Genomic DNA, 16,087 nt, shown 5'->3' on the forward strand with positions numbered 1-16,087 from the left:
GAAGAGGAGAGCGCGATGAGCCAGCCGCCCACCGGCCCGGACGGGTGGGTTGCTCGCCCCCTGCTGCCCACCCTCACCGACCCGGCACACGACGCCCAGCTGAGGGACTCGCTCTCAGTGCTCCGGGACACCTGCCCGGACGAGGCACTGCGGGCCCGCATCGGCGAGGTGCTTGCGGGCCGTGCCCAGCTGCGGGACCTCGCCGGCGACCCCGACTTCGGCAGCTTCGTCACCCCGCTGACCGAGCGGGGGATGGAGCTGTTCGAGGAGTACGAGCGTGCGGTGGCCGAACCGGGCGGGGGCTCCCCGGAGTCGGTGCGCCCGCCGGCTCCGCCCGCCCCGCCGACGCACGGCACCTGGTGAGGCGCGCCGGTCGGCTCGTCGCCGTCGCGGACCTCATCGCCGTCCAGCGCTGAGCAGGGACGCTGGCCCCGGGTCGAGGGAGCCAGAAATGGCTGAGCGAGCCACCCATGGGTGGCTCACTCAGCCATTTCTGCAGTGCTCGCGGATCAGGCGGGGGTCCCGTCGGCGGGGCGCAGTGTCATGGCGATGCTGTTCATGCAGAAGCGCTGGTCCGTGGGGGTGTCGTAGCCCTCGCCCTCGAAGACGTGACCGAGGTGGCTGCCACAGGTCGCGCAACGGACCTCGACGCGCGGGCGACCCGGCAGCGACGAGTCCTCGATGAACTCGACCGAGTCACCGGCGAGAGGGCTGTAGAAGGACGGCCAGCCGCAGTGGCTGTCGAACTTGGTCTCCGACGTGAAGAGCTCGGCGCTGCAGGCGCGACAGGAGTAGACACCCTCGGTCTTGGAGTCGGTGTACTCGCCCGCGTAGGGGCGCTCGGTCCCGGCCTGCCGCAGGACGGCGTACTCCTCGGGCGTCAGCTCGGCGCGCCACTCCTCGTCGGTCTTGGTGACGGCATACGTGCGGTTCGTGGGCTCCATGCCATGACCAACCACGAAGCCCCCGGGAACGTTCCCCGGTGGCCACGTGGTTCAGGCGGGGCGCAGCCTGAGCGTCTGGGACCCGCCCGGCCCGCCGGAGCACGGTGCGGTCGGCGGCTCTCACTAGGGTGTGGCCATGACGGGTGCGACGACGATGGAGATCGACGGTCCGGACGGGGCCCGTGAGGTCAGGCTCTCGAGTCCGGACCGGCTCATCTGGCCCGGTGACGGCATCACCAAGGGTGACCTCGCGGCATACATGGTCTCGGTCGGGGAGCCGCTCGTGCGCGCCATCGGTGACCGGCCGGTCACCCTGCAACGCTTCCCCGAGGGGATCGAGGGCGAGGAGTTCTGGTCCAAGAACCCGCCGAAGGGCATGCCCGACTGGATCCCGACCGTGTCGTGCCGCTACCCGTCGGGACGGCGGCACGCGCAGCTCGTCGTCGACGAGCCCGCCGCCGCGGTCTGGGCCGTGCAGATGAACACGGTGACCTTCCACCCGTGGCCGGTGCGCACCGCGGACAACGACAATCCCGACGAGCTGCGGATCGACCTCGACCCCCAGCCCGGTCGGACCTTCAGCGATGCGGTGGAGGCCGCGTTCGCCCTGCGCGAGGTGCTCGCTGAGGCGGGTCTCACCGGGTGGGCCAAGACCTCGGGCAACCGGGGTGTGCACGTCTTCGCCCGCATCGCGCCGACCCACGAGTTCCTCGACGTCCGCCACGGGGTGATCGGCCTCGCCCGTGAGCTCGAGCGCCGCCTGCCCGACCTCGTCACCACCTCGTGGTGGAAGGAGGAGCGGGGGGAGCGCGTCTTCGTCGACTTCAACCAGGCCTGTCGCGACCGCACCATCGCCTCGGCCTACAGCCCTCGGCCGCTCGCAGGGGCGCCGGTCTCGATGCCGGTCTCGTGGGAGGAGCTCGGCACGGTGACTCCGGGCGACTTCACGATCCTCACCGTGCCCGAGATCGTCGCCGACCGGGGTGACGCGTGGGAGGGCATGGATTCCGCGGTCGGAGACATCGCGCCTGCCCTGGCGTTGTGGGACGCCGACGTCGAGCGAGGGCTCGGCGAGCTGAACTTCCCGCCCGACTACCCCAAGATGCCCGGTGAGCCGCCACGCGTGCAGCCGAGCAAACGGCGCACGGACCGTGCCGACGAGGACTACATGAAGCCCAAGGCCGAGCGGGACGCAGACCTTCGCGAACAGTGGGGTATGCCGGTCGTGCCACCAATCGCTCCCATGCTCGCCAAGCCGAGCAAGAAGCTCATCGAGGGCGAGGTCAGCTATGAGCCGAAGTGGGACGGCTTCCGCTCGATCATCTACCGCTCCGGCGACAGGGTCGAGATCGGCAGCCGCAACGAGAAGCCGATGACCCGCTACTTCCCCGACGTCGTCGAGGCGGTGCTCGCCAACTTCCCCGACACGTGCGTCGTGGACGGCGAGATCATCCTCGTGCGACCCGGCGAGGACCTGCTCGACTTCGACCTGCTGCAGCAGCGGATCCACCCCGCGGCCAGTCGGGTCAAGAAGCTGGCTGCGGAGACACCTGCGTCGTTCGTGGCGTTCGACCTGTTGGCGCTGGGGGAGCGCGACCTCATGGGCGAGCCCTTCGAGGTGCGCCGGGCAGAGCTCGAGAAGGCCTTCGCCTCGGTGAGCGCGCCGATCCACCTCACGCCGGCGACGCGAGAGGTGTCACAGGCGCAGGAGTGGTTCGAGCAGTTCGAGGGTGCCGGCCTCGACGGGCTGATGATCAAGCCCCTCGACGGCACCTACGAGCAGGACAAGCGCACGATGCACAAGCTCAAGCACGAGCGCACGGCCGACTGCGTCGTCGCGGGCTATCGCACCCACAAGACCGGAGACGACCTCATCGGGTCGCTCCTCCTCGGCCTCTACGACGACGAGGGCACGCTCGCGAGCGTCGGTGTCATCGGGGCCTTCCCGATGGCGAGGCGCAAGGAGCTCTTCGAGGAGCTGCAGTCGCTCGTCACCGACTTCGACGACCACCCGTGGGCGTGGGCCAAGCAGGAGGAGGGCACCCGGACACCGCAGAACGCCGCCGGCTCCCGGTGGGCCGCGGGCAAGGACCTGTCCTTCACCCCCCTGCGTCCCGAGCGCGTCGTCGAGGTCCGCTACGACCACATGGAAGGCGTGCGGTTCCGGCACACGGCCCAGTTCGTGCGGTGGCGCCCCGACCGGGATCCTCTGTCCTGCACCTATGCCCAGCTCGAGGAGCCCGTCTCCTACGACCTCGCCGACGTTCTTGATGCCTGAGACGACCAACACCCGTCGGGCGGTGCGCGCCGCCGTCGCCGTCGGGGCGACCACGACGGTGGCCAGCGCGGCAGGTTCACTCGCGGCGGCGGCATACTTCGCCCGTCGTGTCCTCACCCCGGAACGCGACCGACCCGACGACGTCGAGATCCTCGACGTCCGCGGCGACCGCGTCCTGCTGTCCGCGACGGCCGAGACCGTCGTGCCCGGTCGCTACGGACTGTGGATCGACGGCGGCCGAGGGCACGTCCGTCTCGGCGACCTCACCGGCGCCGACGTCGCCGAGGGCACGGTCGAGCGTGAGGTCGTCGGGGTCGACAGCGGCCAGCTGCGGCCCGGTGGCGCCCGTTTCGACGGCTACTACTTCGCGGGGACCCCGGACGTCGCGCTGGGGCTGGCGACCGAGCACGCCGACGTCGACGGAGAACTCGGTCGCATGCCGGCCTGGGTCGTGCCGGCGAGCGGTGGCCGAGGATCGCGATGGGCCGTACTCGTCCATGGGCGCGGGGCGCGTCGTGACGAGCTGCTGCGCGCACTTCCGGCACTCCACGAGGCCGGGTGGACCTCGCTCGTCCCGACCTACCGCAACGACGAGGACGTCCCCGCCGGACCGGACGGCCGCTACAACCTCGGGCTGTCCGAGTGGCGCGACATCGAGTCGGCCGTCGAGTATGCCGTGGAGTCCGGAGCCGACGAGGTGCTGCTCCTGGGCTGGTCGATGGGTGGCGCGATCGCCCTGCAGTTCCTCGACCGCTCACCGCTGGCCGACCTGGTGTCCCGCGTGGTCCTCGACGGCCCGGTCATCGACTGGGGTGACGTGCTCGACCACCACGCGCGCCTGCACCGACTGCCCAAGGGGGTCGGGACTCTGTCGCGCTCGATGATGGGGCGACGCTGGGGCAGACGCCTCGTCGGGGTGCACGAGTCCGTCGACGTCGCCCAGACCGACTGGGTGCGTCGTGCCGACGAGCTGCGGCACCCCATCCTGCTCATGCACTCGGCGGACGACGAGTTCGTGCCCGTCGGCCCGTCCCGCCGGCTCGCCCTGCACCGACCCGACCTCGTGACCTATGAGGAGTGGCGGGTCGCGCGGCACTGCAAGGAGTGGAACACCGATCCGGACCGCTGGGAGCGGCTCGTCGCCGACTTCGTCCGATAGGTCGCCGGCATCGACCAACTGCTGGACTGCGGGGAATAGCGTCGCCCCGTCGGAGGTTGCCGCCCTCGTGCGCACTCCGACGACGACCCCTGCCCTGTGGCGACGGTTGCACGTGGACCTGAGGCTGGACGCCAGCGACCGCTGTCCGCGCTGACCGCCTCCGCCCCTGCAGCCCGCCCCCTTCCTCAGGAGTCCCGTCATGTCCAGCACCACCCCTGACGCCGCCGCGCCCGCGCCGGCGACCCGCACACCCCGGCACACCAGGGGCCGCGTGCCCTTCTGGGCGCAGGTCTTCATCGGCCTCGCCGTGGGAGTCCTGATCGGTTTCGTCGCGCGCCAGTTCGACCAGGCCTGGCTCGCCGAGACTCTCAAGACCGTCGGCGGCATCTTCGTCCAGCTGCTCCGGGTCATCGTCGTCCCGCTGGTCCTCACCGCGATCATCGTCTCGATCGCCAACCTTCGGCAGGTGACGAACGCCGCGCGCCTCGCGGGGGAGACCCTCGTGTGGTTCGCGATCACCGCCGCCGCGTCGGTCGTCGTGGGCATCACTCTCGGCCTGGTGACGAATCCCGGCGCCAACGCGAACCTCGACACCAGCGCCGGGGAGGCGCCCAGCAGCACGGGCAGCTGGCTCGACTTCCTCACCTCGATCGTGCCGGGCAACTTCCTCGGTCTCGAGGTCTCGACCTCCACGGAGGAGGGTGGGGCGCTCACCTCGAGCCCTGACTTCAACATCCTCCAGCTCGTCGTGCTCGGCATCGCCATCGGAGCGGCGGCCCTGTCCGTCGGCGCCAAGGCCGAGCCGTTCGTCAACCTCACCCGCAGCGCCCTCGAGGTCTTCAGCAGGCTCGTCTGGTGGGTCATCAGGCTGTCGCCGCTCGGCACCGCCGCCCTCATCGGCTCGGCCGTCGCGAACTACGGCTGGGACCTGCTCGGACCACTCGCCCTGTTCACTGCCGACGTCTACCTCGGCTGCGCGATCGTGCTCCTCGTGATCTATCCGATCGTGGCTCGTGCCAACGGTTTGAGCCCGGTCAAGTTCTTTGCGGGGGCCTGGCCGGCGATCCAGTTCGCGTTCGTGTCGCGCAGCTCGATCGGCACCCTGCCGCTGACCCAGCGCGTCGTGACGCACAACCTCGGCGTCTCGAGGGACTACGCCTCCTTCGCGGTGCCGATCGGCGCGACGACCAAGATGGACGGCTGCGCTGCGATCTACCCGGCCCTGGCAGCGATCACGGTGGCGCAGCTCTTCGGGGTGGACCTGGCCTTCACCGACTACCTGCTCATCGCCTTCGTGTCGATCGTCGGTTCGGCCGCCACCGCCGGTCTCACCGGAGCTGTCGTCATGCTCACCCTCACCCTGTCCACGCTCGGGCTCCCGCTCGAGGGCGTGGGGCTGCTCCTCGCCATCGACCCGATCATCGACATGATCCGCACCGCCACCAACGTGGCTGGCCAGGCGCTCGTGCCGACGATCGTGGCCAAGCGCAACGGCCTGCTCGACCAGTCGGTCTATGACAGCAACACCTTCGGCGGCGCCGATGCACGGCTCGAGCTCGACGAGGACGAGGTGGCTCCCGCGCCGACCACGGACGACACCCGCGTCGCGGTCCCCGCATGACCACGGCAGGACCGCGGCTCTCGCTGCTCGACCTCGCCACGGTGGGCCATGACCAGTCCGTCGGTGAGGCTCTCGAGACCAGCGTGACCTTGGCGCAGAAGGCGGACTCGCTCGGCACGTTCGAGCGCTTGTGGTTCGCCGAGCACCACAACATGCCCTCGATCGCATCCGCTGCGACCGCGGTCCTGCTCGCGCACGTCGCTGCCCGGACCGAGCGCATCCGCGTCGGTTCGGGTGGCGTCATGCTGCCCAACCACTCGCCACTCGTCATCGCCGAGCAGTTCGGCACGCTCGCGGAGCTGCACCCCGACCGCATCGACCTCGGACTGGGCCGGGCGCCTGGCACGGACCAGGTGACCAGCCGGGCGCTTCGGGTGGACCCCCGGGCCTCGGACCACTTCCCGGACGACGTCCTCGAGCTCCAGGGCTACCTGTCCGACGAGTCGCTCGTGCCGACGATCAACGCGATCCCCGGGCGCGGGACCAGGGTGCCGCTCTACATCCTCGGCAGCTCGCTCTTCGGTGCGCAGCTCGCGGCGCGGTTCGGTCTGCCGTATGCCTTCGCCAGCCACTTCGCGCCGGACGCGTTGCAGCAGGCGGTCGAGGTCTATCGCCGCGAGTTCCGGGCCTCGGAGCAGCTCGCCGAGCCCCACGTCATCGCGGCGCTCAACGTCGTCGTGGCCGACGAGCAGGGGGAGGCCGAGTCGATGGCCGCCTCGGTCCTGCGCTCCCGGGTGCGTTCGCTGGCCTCCCGCGTCCCGGCGTATGCCGGCCAGCTGGACGATGCGACCGTCGACGCGTTGATGGAGTCACCGGTGGCGGGGCAGGCGCGGCACATGATGACCTACACGGCCGTCGGCGACATCACGACCGTGCGCGACTACCTCGACCGTTTCGCCGAGCTGGCCCGGGCGGACGAGCTCATGGTCAACAACGCGGCTCCGGGTCTCGACAACCGCCTCCGAGCCCTGGAGCTCCTCAGCTCCTGACCTGCTGCAGGCCGGTGATGATGTCGTCGACCGTGCGGGCTGCCCAACGGTCCACGGCGGCCCTGGGCTGGTGCTGGAGCGGGCCGTCCAGGGCCAGGACAGCGAACCCGTGGACCGCCGCGAAGCACGGCCACTCCGCTCCGGCACGGCGCTCGGGCGTCAGGCATCCCGCAGCCTCCATGGCGTCGAGGGCGTCGACCAGCAGGAGGAAGGGCGCCGGGGGCGAGGCGGGCGCGGAGAGGTCGGCCAGCCGCAGCTCGGGCTCCCCGAAGAAGGCGACGGAGAACCATCCCGGTTCGGCGAGGGCGAAGTGGATGTAGCCCAGTCCCACAGCCCGCAGCTGCACCCTCGCCGCCTCCGCCGCGCTCGTGGCGGGGGAGGCGCGCCTCGCGGCCCGCATCCGCGCGACCATGCGGTGCTGGATGGCCTCGGCCACTCCTTGGACCAGAGACTTCCGGTCCGCGAAGTGCCGATAGGCGGCGTTCGGGGTCACCCCCACTCTTCGGGTGACTTCTCGCAGGCTCAGGGCCGCCGGGCCGCCGGTGCGAGTGAGGTCGAGCCCGGCCTCGAGGAGTGCGCGCCGCAGGTCGCCGTGGTGGTAGCGCTCACGGTCTCTCGGTGGCACCTCTTGCTCCTTCGCGTGACTGATGTATACGGTGTAGACATTACTCAGTCACACGCGTCGTACGCATCCGCGACACGGCCCGGTTCGAAGGAGTGCCCATGACACGCACCGCCCTACCGCCGGTGGTCGACCACGCCACCTGGCAGGACGAGCTCGCGCAGCTGCGGGCCCGGGAGAAGGCCGCCACCCGAGAGCTCGACGCCATCGCGGCACAGCGCCGCCGGCTGCCGATGGTGAAGCTGCCGGAGTACACGCTCGAGGGTGAGGACGGTCCGGTGCGGCTCGCGGACGTCTTCGACGGCGCGTCGCAGCTCATCACCTACCACCACATGTGGAACCCCGGCGCGCAGTGGCAGTGCGGTGGCTGCACGGGCTTCACCTCCCAGTTCACCCGACTCGAGTTCCTCCAGAACTGGGACGCCCGGTTCGTCGTGGTCACGCAGGGCCCGATCGAGGAGGCGTTGGCCTACCGCACCAAAGTCGGCAACCGCATGACGTGGTACTCGACCGCCAACAGCCCCTTCGGTGCCGACATGGGCGCCCCTCCTGGTGGCGGCTTCGCGGTGAACGTGTTCCTGCGGGACGGGGACACGGTCCACCGCACGTGGCACACCGATGGCCGCGGCACCGAACAGCTCAGCCACAGCTTCCCCCTCATCGACCTGCTGCCCTACGGTCGCCAGGAGGAGTGGCAGGACTCGCCGGAGGGGTGGCCGCAGTCCGCGGCATACAGCAGGTGGATCGACTCGGAGGACGTCGCCCGGTGGTACGGGGAGAAGGGCGCCTCAGAGGCGGCGGACGCGCCACAGCCCCAGCAGTGAGCCGTCCTCCTCGAGGAGGTGGACGATCTCGGTGTCCAGTCCTGAGGCTCCGCCGAGCGGCACACCGCTGACGACGCCCTGGTGGTCTCCGCCCACGATCCGGGGGGCGATCGTGAGTGCGAGCTCGTCGACGACCCCGGCTTCGAGGAGGCTGTGGAAGAGGTGGGGGCCGCCCTCGGTGAGGACACGCGGCATACCTGTCGATCGCAACCTGGCCACGACGGCCGGAAGGTCGACGACGTCGTCTCCCTCGACCCAGACCTCTTCGTCCTCCGTCCGCCCTGAGGACCGACACGTGACGAGGATGACGGCACCGTCGCCGGCGGCCAGCGACTCCGGCAGGCGACCGCTCCCGCTGACCACGACGATGGGCGTGGCTCCTCGCCGGTAGCCCTCTGCACGAGCGGTTCCCGCGCCGACGAGCACACAGTCGGCCAGCTCTCGCTGGAGGTGGAAGACGCGTCCGTCGGCCTCGGTGTTGATCGACCCGCTACGGCCGTCCCCGCCGACGGCGGACCCGTCGAGGGTGCTCACGAAGTTCGCTCGGACACCGCCGTCCGCGGGCCACGCATACAGCGTCGCCAGGTCACCGGCGGCGAGCGGGTCGGGGGTGGACGCGCTGGAGCGGCTGTCGAGGAGGAGGCGCACAGCGGAAGTCTGGCACCCCTTCGACGCGCCCTGGGTGACAGGATGCGGGAATGGCGAAGAAGAGCTCGAAGGACAAGAAGGCCCACAAGGACGCCAAGGTCGCGGCGGTCACGCCGCCGTCGTTCACGGAGGCGCTGCGCGTCGGTGAGGGGTTCGAGCTGGTGGGTCTCGATCCCCGCTCGACCCCGGGGTTCGACGGCGACAAGGTGGCTGGTGAGGAGGCCCTCGCAGGACTCGGTGACCAGCTCGCCGAGCTGCAGGAGAGGCTCTATGCCGAGTCCAAGGCCGGCGGGAAGCGGTCTGTCCTGTTGATCATCCAAGGCATGGACACCTCCGGCAAGGGCGGCATCATGCGGCACGTCGTCGGTGCCTTCGACCCGCAGGGTGTCCACATCACCTCGTTCAAGGCACCCTCGGCGGAGGAGCGCAGGCACCCGTTCCTCTGGCGCATCCGCAACGCACTGCCCGAGGCGGGCCAGATCGGCGTCTTCGACCGGTCCCAGTACGAGGACGTCCTCATCGTCCGTGTGCACGACCTCGTCCCGCCCTCGCAGTGGTCGCGGCGCTACGCCCAGATCAACACCTTCGAGAAGAAGGTCGTCGCGTCCGGCACGACCGTCATCAAGGTCATGCTCCACATCTCCAGCGACGAGCAGAAGGCACGGCTTGCCGAGCGGCTGGAGCGACCGGACAAGCACTGGAAGTTCAACCCCGGCGACCTCGACGAGCGTGCGCACTGGGCCGCCTACCAGGAGGCCTACCAGGCAGCGATCGAGAAGTGCTCGATCGACGACGCGCCCTGGTTCGTCGTGCCGGCCGACCGCAAGTGGTACGCACGGCTCGCCGTGACCAACCTCGTCCTCGAGCACCTCACGGCGCTCGACCCGCAGTGGCCCGAGGCCGACTTCGACGTCGCAGCGGAGCAGAAGCGCCTCGCCGAGACACCTTAGGTCACCCCCGGACCGGCGAGGCGTTCGTGACCCGCTCGTGTCGCGCGAGAACGTGTCCCGGGCGTTCGCCCGCCGGTGCGCCAGATAGCGTGAACGCGTGAATGGTGCGAAGCGACGCCTCAGGGGGTGGCTGGCGCGGTTCCCTGCGCTGGAGACGCTCGCCCGCCTCACCGTCGAGACGATCCGCATCTGCCTGCGCTACCGCGTGACGGGGCTGGCCTCCGAGGCGGGCTTCTTCGCGCTGCTGTCCCTGCCGCCGCTCGTCCTGGGGCTCTTCGGTGGGGTCGGCTACGTGGGGCGCTGGCTCGGGCAGGACACGGTCCAGCAGGTGCGGCTGGCGATCGCGGAGTATGCCGGCCGCTTCCTCACCGAGGACATCATCTCCAGGACGTTGTCCCCGACCGTCGACGACGTCTTCCAGGACGGGCGCTTCGACCTCATCTCGGTCGGCTTCGTGCTGTCGCTGTGGTCCGGGTCGCGAGCGCTCAACGTGCTCGTCGACACCGTCTCGATCATGTACGGCCAGTCCGGGGTGCGCGGCATCGTGCCCACCCGGGCGCTGAGCTTCTCGCTCTACGTCGTGGCCCTGCTCGTCGGCGTCGTCACCATCCCGCTCGTGCTCATCGGCCCGACGCTTCTCGGAGAGTTCCTGCCGGACGCCTGGGACTTCCTCACCTTCCTCTACTGGCCGGTCGTCTCGCTGCTCGTCATCGCCACGTTCACGAGCCTGTACCACGTGTCCACCCCGCTGCGGAGCCCATGGACCCGCGACATCCCCGGCGCGGTGCTCACCCTCCTGATCTGGGTCGTGGCGTCGTTCGCGGTGCGGGGCACGATCGCGGCCTCGCTCGGTGGTGCCTCGATCTATGGACCGCTCAGCGCGCCGATCGTCCTGCTCATCTGGCTCTACATGCTGGCGATCGCCGTCCTCATCGGCGCCGCCCTCAACGCTGCCATCCGCAACCTCTGGCCGGCCGGGGACGATCGTGGGCTGCGGGAGCGGCTGGCCGCCCTGGTCCTGCCCGGGAGAGGGGCGGCGGCCGCGGAACGGGCTGCGGGCCCAGGGGAGGGTCGCGAGCCCGGTGGTGCGCTCGGCGGCGATGAGCGTCGGAACGTCGAGGACGCCGAGGAAGGCGCCGACCAGGGTGCTGACAAGGGCACTGACGACGACCTCGACCTGAACGGCATCCGCGACGCTGCCCGACGTCCGCTGACCCCGATCAACGACGACGAAACCCTGGTGATCCCGCGGATCCGAGTCGGATCGGGCCGGTGAAACTGGTGGGTTTGGAGTTCACGTCCGGCATCAGTTAATGTCTCTCCGCACGCCACGAACGAAAGTTCGGAAGCGTTTCGCGGATGTAGCTCAGTTGGTAGAGCGCAACCTTGCCAAGGTTGAGGTCGCCGGTTCGAACCCGGTCATCCGCTCGGAGGGTTAGCCACCCCTCAATGGTGGAGTGGCCGAGAGGCGAGGCAGCGGCCTGCAAAGCCGTTTACACGGGTTCAAATCCCGTCTCCACCTCAAGTAGTACCCCTCACGGGCGATTGGCGCAGCGGTAGCGCGCTTCCCTGACACGGAAGAGGTCACTGGTTCGATCCCAGTATCGCCCACCAAGCAACCGCGGTTCAGGACTCGCCTCCTGAGCCGCGGTTCTTCATGTGTGGGCCACGTCGCCGCTTCGTCGGCGGCCACTTCCGGGCATGGGCATACCCTGTGGCCATGGCCGACGAGAGCGTGCAAGGCCAGAGCCCGCAGGACCCCACGAGCTCCTCGCCGTCCTCGCTCTGGTCCCTGTCCGCACTCCAGCTCGACGACCTCCTCGACGAGCTGCGGGCCCGGGCCGGCAGCGCACGTGAGTCACAGGAGCGCATGGCGTCGCTGCTCGACGCGGTGGTGGCGGTCAGCTCGAACCTCGACCTGGCCGACGTGCTCCATCGCATCGTGGTCTCTGCCTGCGAGCTCGTGGACGCGACCTACGGCGCTCTGGGCGTGCTGGGCCCCGGGGGAGAGGAGCTCATCGAGTTCGTCACGCACGGCCTGACCGAAGATCAACGCGTCGCCATCGGAACGCTCCCTCGCGGACACGGACTCCTCGGGCTGATCATCTCCAGCCCCCAGCCACAGCGGGTCACTGACATCGGCGAGCATCCCCGGTCCTTCGGCTTCCCGCCGAACCACCCTCCGATGACGAGCTTCCTCGGTGCGCCGGTTCGCATCCGTGACGAGGTCTTCGGCAACCTCTATCTCACCGACAAGCGCCAGGCCACCGAGTTCAGCAAGGACGACGAGGCGATCCTCGTGGCCCTGGCCGCAGCGGCCGGCGTCGCCATCGAGAACGCCCGGTTGTACGACCGCACCAGGGGCCAGCAGCTCTGGGGTGAGGTGGCGGGTCGTGCCACTCAGGGCCTGCTGGCGGGCGAACCACACGGAGTGGTCCTCAGCGAGGTCGTCGCTCGGGTGGCCGAGCTCACCGAGGCGTCGTCCTGCTTCCTGGCTCTCACCCGCGGCACCGACCTCGTCGTCGTCGCCTCGACCGCCTCGCAGCCCGCCCCGGGCACCTCCGTGAGTGACCTCGGCCTCCGGGCGGCCATGCTGGCCGAGGCGCGCACCGTCCAGGCCGACGCCACGAGCGCCACCGGCACGAGGTCGACCATTCCCCTCATGCTCCGGGAGGCGCCGCTGGGCCTCATCGTCGTCGACTGGGCGGAGGAGGAGCGTCTGAGTCATCTCGAGGAGCTGACCGGCTTCGCCCAGCGACTGACCCTGTCCCTCGTGGCTGCGACGGCCCAGACCGAGAGGTCTCGCGCGGAGCTCTTCGAGGACCGCGACCGGATCGCGCGCGATATGCATGACCACGTGATCCAGCGACTGTTCGCCACCGGGATGTCCCTGCAGTCGGCCGCCCGGATGAGCGGCGAGACCGTGCGCCCTCGTGTCGAGAGAGCGGTCGACGAGCTCGATGCCGCGATCAAGGACATCCGCCACGCGATCTTCGCCCTCCAACGGCCACCGGGCGCCCGAGACCTGGCCGCCGAGATCACCGCCGTGTGCCGCGACGCCTCGATCACCCTCGGCTTTCCTCCGGATCTACGCCTGTCGGGTCGCACGGACGCCCTGCCGGAGCAGCTGGAGGCGGACGTGCTCGCGGTGCTGCGTGAAGGTCTGAGCAACGTGGCCAGGCACGCCGGCGCCACGGTCGTCGACGTCTCCGTGGAGGTCGACGGCGGGGTCGTCGTTACCGTCGTCGACGACGGGCACGGGATCGGCCCGCTCCCGAGCAGGTCCTCCGGCCTGGACAACCTGGCGAGGCGGGCAGAACATCGGGGCGGCACCCTGTCGTTGGAGGCCCGAGAGCCGTCAGGGACCCGGCTGGTGTGGAGCGTCCCGCTCGACGAGGACGTGCCGTCCTGAGAACCATCGTGTCGTCCCGACCGGGCGACGTGGCCTCGACGTGAGGAAGTGATGACCATGGTCCGGGTCTACCTGTTGGACGACCACGAGGTCGTGCGACGCGGGCTGCGCGAGCTGCTCGAGGTCGAGAGCGACGTCGAAGTCGTCGGCGAGTCCGCGAGCGCGCTCGAGGCCACGAGGCGGATCCCGGCCCTGCGGCCCGACGTCATGGTCCTGGACGCCCGGCTCCCGGATGGTTCGGGAATCGACGTATGCCGTGACGTCCGGTCCGTGGATCCGTCCATCGGCGGTCTGATCCTCACGTCCTACGACGACGACGACGCGCTGCGGGCGGCCGTGCTGGCGGGCGCTGCGGGCTATCTGCTCAAGGACGTGCGGGGAGTCGACCTGGTCGAGTCGATCCGGCAGGTCGCCGCGGGCCGGAGCCTGCTCGATGAGGGCGTCGTTACCCGCATTCGTGCCGGGTGGGGCCGAGACGCGCAGGACCCGCGACTGGCGCCGCTCTCGCCTCAGGAGCGCAGGATCCTGGAACACATCGCCGAAGGGCTGACGAACCGACAGATCGGACGGGTGATGTCACTGGCCGAGAAGACCGTCAAGAACTACGTGACCTCGGTGCTCGCCAAGATGGGCATGGAGAGCAGGACCCAGGCCGCGGTCTACGTCGCCAGCCACGGGCCGCAGGGCAGCCGCCCGACCCTGCGGGACTCTCAGCCGTCCTGACCCACCCGCACGCTGCGGACTCCGGCCACGGTGGCGGCGATGGCCTTGGCCGCCGTATCCATCCCGTCGCCCGGCGGGCTCACCGTGACGTGGCCACCGTGCACGTCGGCATGCCACTCCGGGTGGCCCGCCTGCGTGAAGGCATCGTGCACGGCATCGACGAGGACTTCGTCGGTGAGGGCCAGGGCTCGCAGGAAGTCGCTGCGGCTGACCATGCCCAGGAGCCTGCCCTCCTCGTCGGTCACCGGCATGCTCTTCCATCCACGACGGGACAGGGTGAGCGCGACCTCGGAGGCGTCCTCACGTGCCGTGGCGCAACTCGCGTCCGCCGTCATCAGCTCACCGACGAGCGGTTCCTCTCTCGAGGCAGCGGGCGTGAGGCGCAGATGTGCCCGAGGGTCCTGGGGAAGGGTCTGCCGCAGGACGTCGCCCTCGGAGATGATGCCCACGACCCGGTCGTCCCTGTCGACCACCGGGAGGGCGCTGAGACCGGCACCTCCGAGCAGGGCGATCGCCTGCGCAAGCGTCGCCTCAGGACGGATGCTCCGCGCCGGCGTGGTCATGATGTCGGCAACCAGCATGGTGTTGCTCCTCTTCTTGCCCAACCGTTGTCCTGCTGCCCAGCACAGCGGACGAAGCCACTGTCGCAGAGGGGGATCGAGCTGGCCATCAGGCGAGGCCCAGCTCCTTGGCGTCCTCCCACAGGTCGGCCCGAACCGACGGGTGGGCGGCCTGTTCGATGAGATGCCGGGCCTGGCCCTTGGCGTCCCAGCCCATGATCTCAGCGGTGCCGTGCTCGGTGATGACGGCGGTGTGCTGGAACGACGTGACCGGTCCCTCGAGGAGGCCGACGATGGTGGACACGTCGGCCCGGGGATGCCACGAGCGCAGCGCCATGAGCGCCTGACCGCCGGGCGAGTCCATCGCGCCCACGACGAAGTCGCAGTGCCCGCCGAAGCCGGAGTGGACGCGTGAGCCGATGTGGGTCCCGTTGGCCTGGTCGAAGAGGTCGACGGACAGCGCCGTGTTGATGCTCGTCATGGCGGGCTGGGAGGCGATGCGACCCGGGTCGTTGACGGTCTCGGTGCGCAGCATGCGCACGCGTGGGTTGGCGTGCAACCAGGTCATCAGGCGGGGCCCACCCACGGCGAAGGAGGCGACCACGTCGCGCTCCTGGTCGAGGGCGCCGGCGTCGTAAAGCTCCATGATCCCGTCGGACACCATCTCGCTCCACACCCCGAGCCGGCGACGGTCGCGCAGGTGCGGCACGACGGCGTCGGGGATGGCACCGATGCCCAGCTGGAGGGTTGCACCGGAGCCGACCCGCGCCGCGACGAGCCCACCGATGAGGTCAATGCCGTCGCTGCTCGCCGCGTTGTGGGCCGCGGCGGTGCGGGGTGGGCCGGGAGGCGCGACGAGGATCGCGTCGAGGTCGTGGGCGTCGAGCTCACCGTCGCCGAAGGTGAACGGCATGTCGGAACGGGACTGGGCCAACACGAGGCCGCCGGCGTCCCGGCATACCGAGATCGCCGCTGGAAGGATGTTGACCTCGGCCCCGAGAGACCACCGTCCTCCGATCGGCTCGGAGACGGTCAGGAGCACGACATCCGGCACGAACCTCGCGGCCAGCAGCGTCGGCACGTGGGAGAGGCGCGCGGGCAGGTACGACACCGCGGGCGTGCGCATCCCCGGGCCGACGAAGGGAGTCACATGGGTGACTCCTGCCCTGGTCGGTATGCCGCGTGGTGCGTTGAGCATGAACAGCTCGTATCGCTCCACAGTGGTGTCCAACAGCTCGAGCAGGTCCCACGGTGCGGCCGCGTTGCCGCTGGCCACGACGCGCAGCGGCCGGTCGCAGCTGCGCGAGAGCTTCCTCAGCGCGCCCGCGACCGAACGCGTCGTCGAGGGGTTCACCCG

The 16,087-nt window shown here is 70.1% G+C and carries 15 protein-coding genes and 3 tRNA genes; 13 read left to right on the top strand and 5 right to left on the bottom strand.

Annotation, left to right across the window (positions count from 1 at the left end):
- Positions 1-15: 15 nt before the first annotated feature.
- Positions 16-363 (top strand): hypothetical protein, encoded by a 348-nt coding sequence (locus ACFQW8_RS16105; RefSeq protein ID WP_380089129.1) that lies wholly within the window; start codon positions 16-18, stop codon positions 361-363.
- A gap of 146 nt (positions 364-509) precedes the next feature.
- Here ACFQW8_RS16105 and msrB read toward each other — a convergent pair whose 3' ends face one another.
- On the bottom strand, positions 510-944 hold the full coding sequence (msrB, locus tag ACFQW8_RS16110; RefSeq protein WP_380089131.1) for a peptide-methionine (R)-S-oxide reductase MsrB: 435 nt from the start codon (positions 942-944) through the stop codon (positions 510-512).
- A gap of 136 nt (positions 945-1,080) precedes the next feature.
- Here msrB and ACFQW8_RS16115 point away from each other — a divergent pair, with 136 nt between their 5' ends.
- The 4 genes from ACFQW8_RS16115 to ACFQW8_RS16130 all read left to right on the top strand — a co-directional run bounded on the left by ACFQW8_RS16115 (position 1,081) and on the right by ACFQW8_RS16130 (position 6,991).
- The gene (locus ACFQW8_RS16115; protein ID WP_380089134.1) at positions 1,081-3,222 is read left to right on the top strand and encodes an ATP-dependent DNA ligase; all 2,142 of its coding nucleotides are present in this window, start codon (positions 1,081-1,083) and stop codon (positions 3,220-3,222) included.
- The gene (locus ACFQW8_RS16120; protein WP_380089136.1) at positions 3,215-4,381 is read left to right on the top strand and encodes an alpha/beta hydrolase family protein; all 1,167 of its coding nucleotides are present in this window, start codon (positions 3,215-3,217) and stop codon (positions 4,379-4,381) included. The genes ACFQW8_RS16115 and ACFQW8_RS16120 overlap by 8 nt, the downstream gene beginning before the upstream one ends.
- A gap of 199 nt (positions 4,382-4,580) precedes the next feature.
- Positions 4,581-6,002, top strand: coding sequence for a dicarboxylate/amino acid:cation symporter (locus tag ACFQW8_RS16125; RefSeq protein WP_380089138.1), 1,422 nt, complete (start codon positions 4,581-4,583; stop codon positions 6,000-6,002).
- Entirely contained in the window at positions 5,999-6,991 is a 993-nt protein-coding gene (locus ACFQW8_RS16130) for an LLM class flavin-dependent oxidoreductase (RefSeq protein ID WP_380089140.1), read from the top strand. The genes ACFQW8_RS16125 and ACFQW8_RS16130 overlap by 4 nt, the downstream gene beginning before the upstream one ends.
- Here the strand turns inward: ACFQW8_RS16130 and ACFQW8_RS16135 are convergent.
- Positions 6,981-7,616 (bottom strand): TetR/AcrR family transcriptional regulator, encoded by a 636-nt coding sequence (locus ACFQW8_RS16135; protein ID WP_380089142.1) that lies wholly within the window; start codon positions 7,614-7,616, stop codon positions 6,981-6,983. The genes ACFQW8_RS16130 and ACFQW8_RS16135 overlap by 11 nt on opposite strands.
- 98 nt (positions 7,617-7,714) lie before the next feature.
- Here ACFQW8_RS16135 and ACFQW8_RS16140 point away from each other — a divergent pair, with 98 nt between their 5' ends.
- Complete coding sequence (locus ACFQW8_RS16140) at positions 7,715-8,437, top strand: DUF899 domain-containing protein (protein ID WP_380089144.1); 723 nt, start codon at positions 7,715-7,717, stop codon at positions 8,435-8,437.
- On the opposite strand, the gene ACFQW8_RS16145 is transcribed toward ACFQW8_RS16140, so the two are convergent.
- Entirely contained in the window at positions 8,402-9,085 is a 684-nt protein-coding gene (locus ACFQW8_RS16145) for a dihydrofolate reductase family protein (RefSeq protein ID WP_380089146.1), read from the bottom strand. The genes ACFQW8_RS16140 and ACFQW8_RS16145 overlap by 36 nt on opposite strands.
- A gap of 50 nt (positions 9,086-9,135) precedes the next feature.
- On the opposite strand from ACFQW8_RS16145, the gene ACFQW8_RS16150 reads away from it, so the two are divergent.
- The 7 genes from ACFQW8_RS16150 to ACFQW8_RS16180 all read left to right on the top strand — a co-directional run bounded on the left by ACFQW8_RS16150 (position 9,136) and on the right by ACFQW8_RS16180 (position 14,170).
- Positions 9,136-10,035: a PPK2 family polyphosphate kinase gene (locus ACFQW8_RS16150; protein ID WP_380089147.1), complete on the top strand. Its 900-nt coding sequence runs from the start codon at positions 9,136-9,138 to the stop codon at positions 10,033-10,035.
- A 97-nt stretch (positions 10,036-10,132) separates the two neighbouring features.
- Positions 10,133-11,311: a YihY/virulence factor BrkB family protein gene (locus ACFQW8_RS16155; RefSeq protein ID WP_380089148.1), complete on the top strand. Its 1,179-nt coding sequence runs from the start codon at positions 10,133-10,135 to the stop codon at positions 11,309-11,311.
- Positions 11,312-11,390: 79 nt separating this feature from the next.
- Positions 11,391-11,463 (top strand) — tRNA-Gly (locus ACFQW8_RS16160).
- A 23-nt stretch (positions 11,464-11,486) separates the two neighbouring features.
- Positions 11,487-11,557, top strand: a tRNA-Cys gene (locus tag ACFQW8_RS16165).
- Between the two features lie 17 nt (positions 11,558-11,574).
- Positions 11,575-11,649: transfer RNA gene (locus ACFQW8_RS16170), tRNA-Val, on the top strand.
- Positions 11,650-11,755: 106 nt separating this feature from the next.
- Positions 11,756-13,447 carry a GAF domain-containing sensor histidine kinase gene (locus ACFQW8_RS16175; protein WP_380089150.1) on the top strand — a complete coding sequence of 564 codons (1,692 nt, stop codon included), beginning with the start codon at positions 11,756-11,758 and terminating at the stop codon, positions 13,445-13,447.
- A 57-nt stretch (positions 13,448-13,504) separates the two neighbouring features.
- The gene (locus tag ACFQW8_RS16180; RefSeq protein ID WP_380089152.1) at positions 13,505-14,170 is read left to right on the top strand and encodes a response regulator; all 666 of its coding nucleotides are present in this window, start codon (positions 13,505-13,507) and stop codon (positions 14,168-14,170) included.
- Here ACFQW8_RS16180 and ACFQW8_RS16185 read toward each other — a convergent pair.
- Both ACFQW8_RS16185 and ACFQW8_RS16190 read right to left on the bottom strand, forming a co-directional pair.
- Complete coding sequence (locus ACFQW8_RS16185) at positions 14,158-14,751, bottom strand: CBS domain-containing protein (RefSeq protein WP_380089153.1); 594 nt, start codon at positions 14,749-14,751, stop codon at positions 14,158-14,160. The two genes, ACFQW8_RS16180 and ACFQW8_RS16185, sit on opposite strands and share 13 nt — an antisense overlap.
- Positions 14,752-14,839: 88 nt before the next feature.
- Positions 14,840-16,084, bottom strand: coding sequence for an acetyl-CoA hydrolase/transferase C-terminal domain-containing protein (locus tag ACFQW8_RS16190; RefSeq protein WP_380089154.1), 1,245 nt, complete (start codon positions 16,082-16,084; stop codon positions 14,840-14,842).
- Positions 16,085-16,087 lie beyond the last annotated feature (3 nt).

This window comes from Knoellia altitudinis, assembly GCF_042666355.1.
In the GTDB taxonomy this organism is placed as follows: domain Bacteria; phylum Actinomycetota; class Actinomycetes; order Actinomycetales; family Dermatophilaceae; genus Knoellia; species Knoellia altitudinis.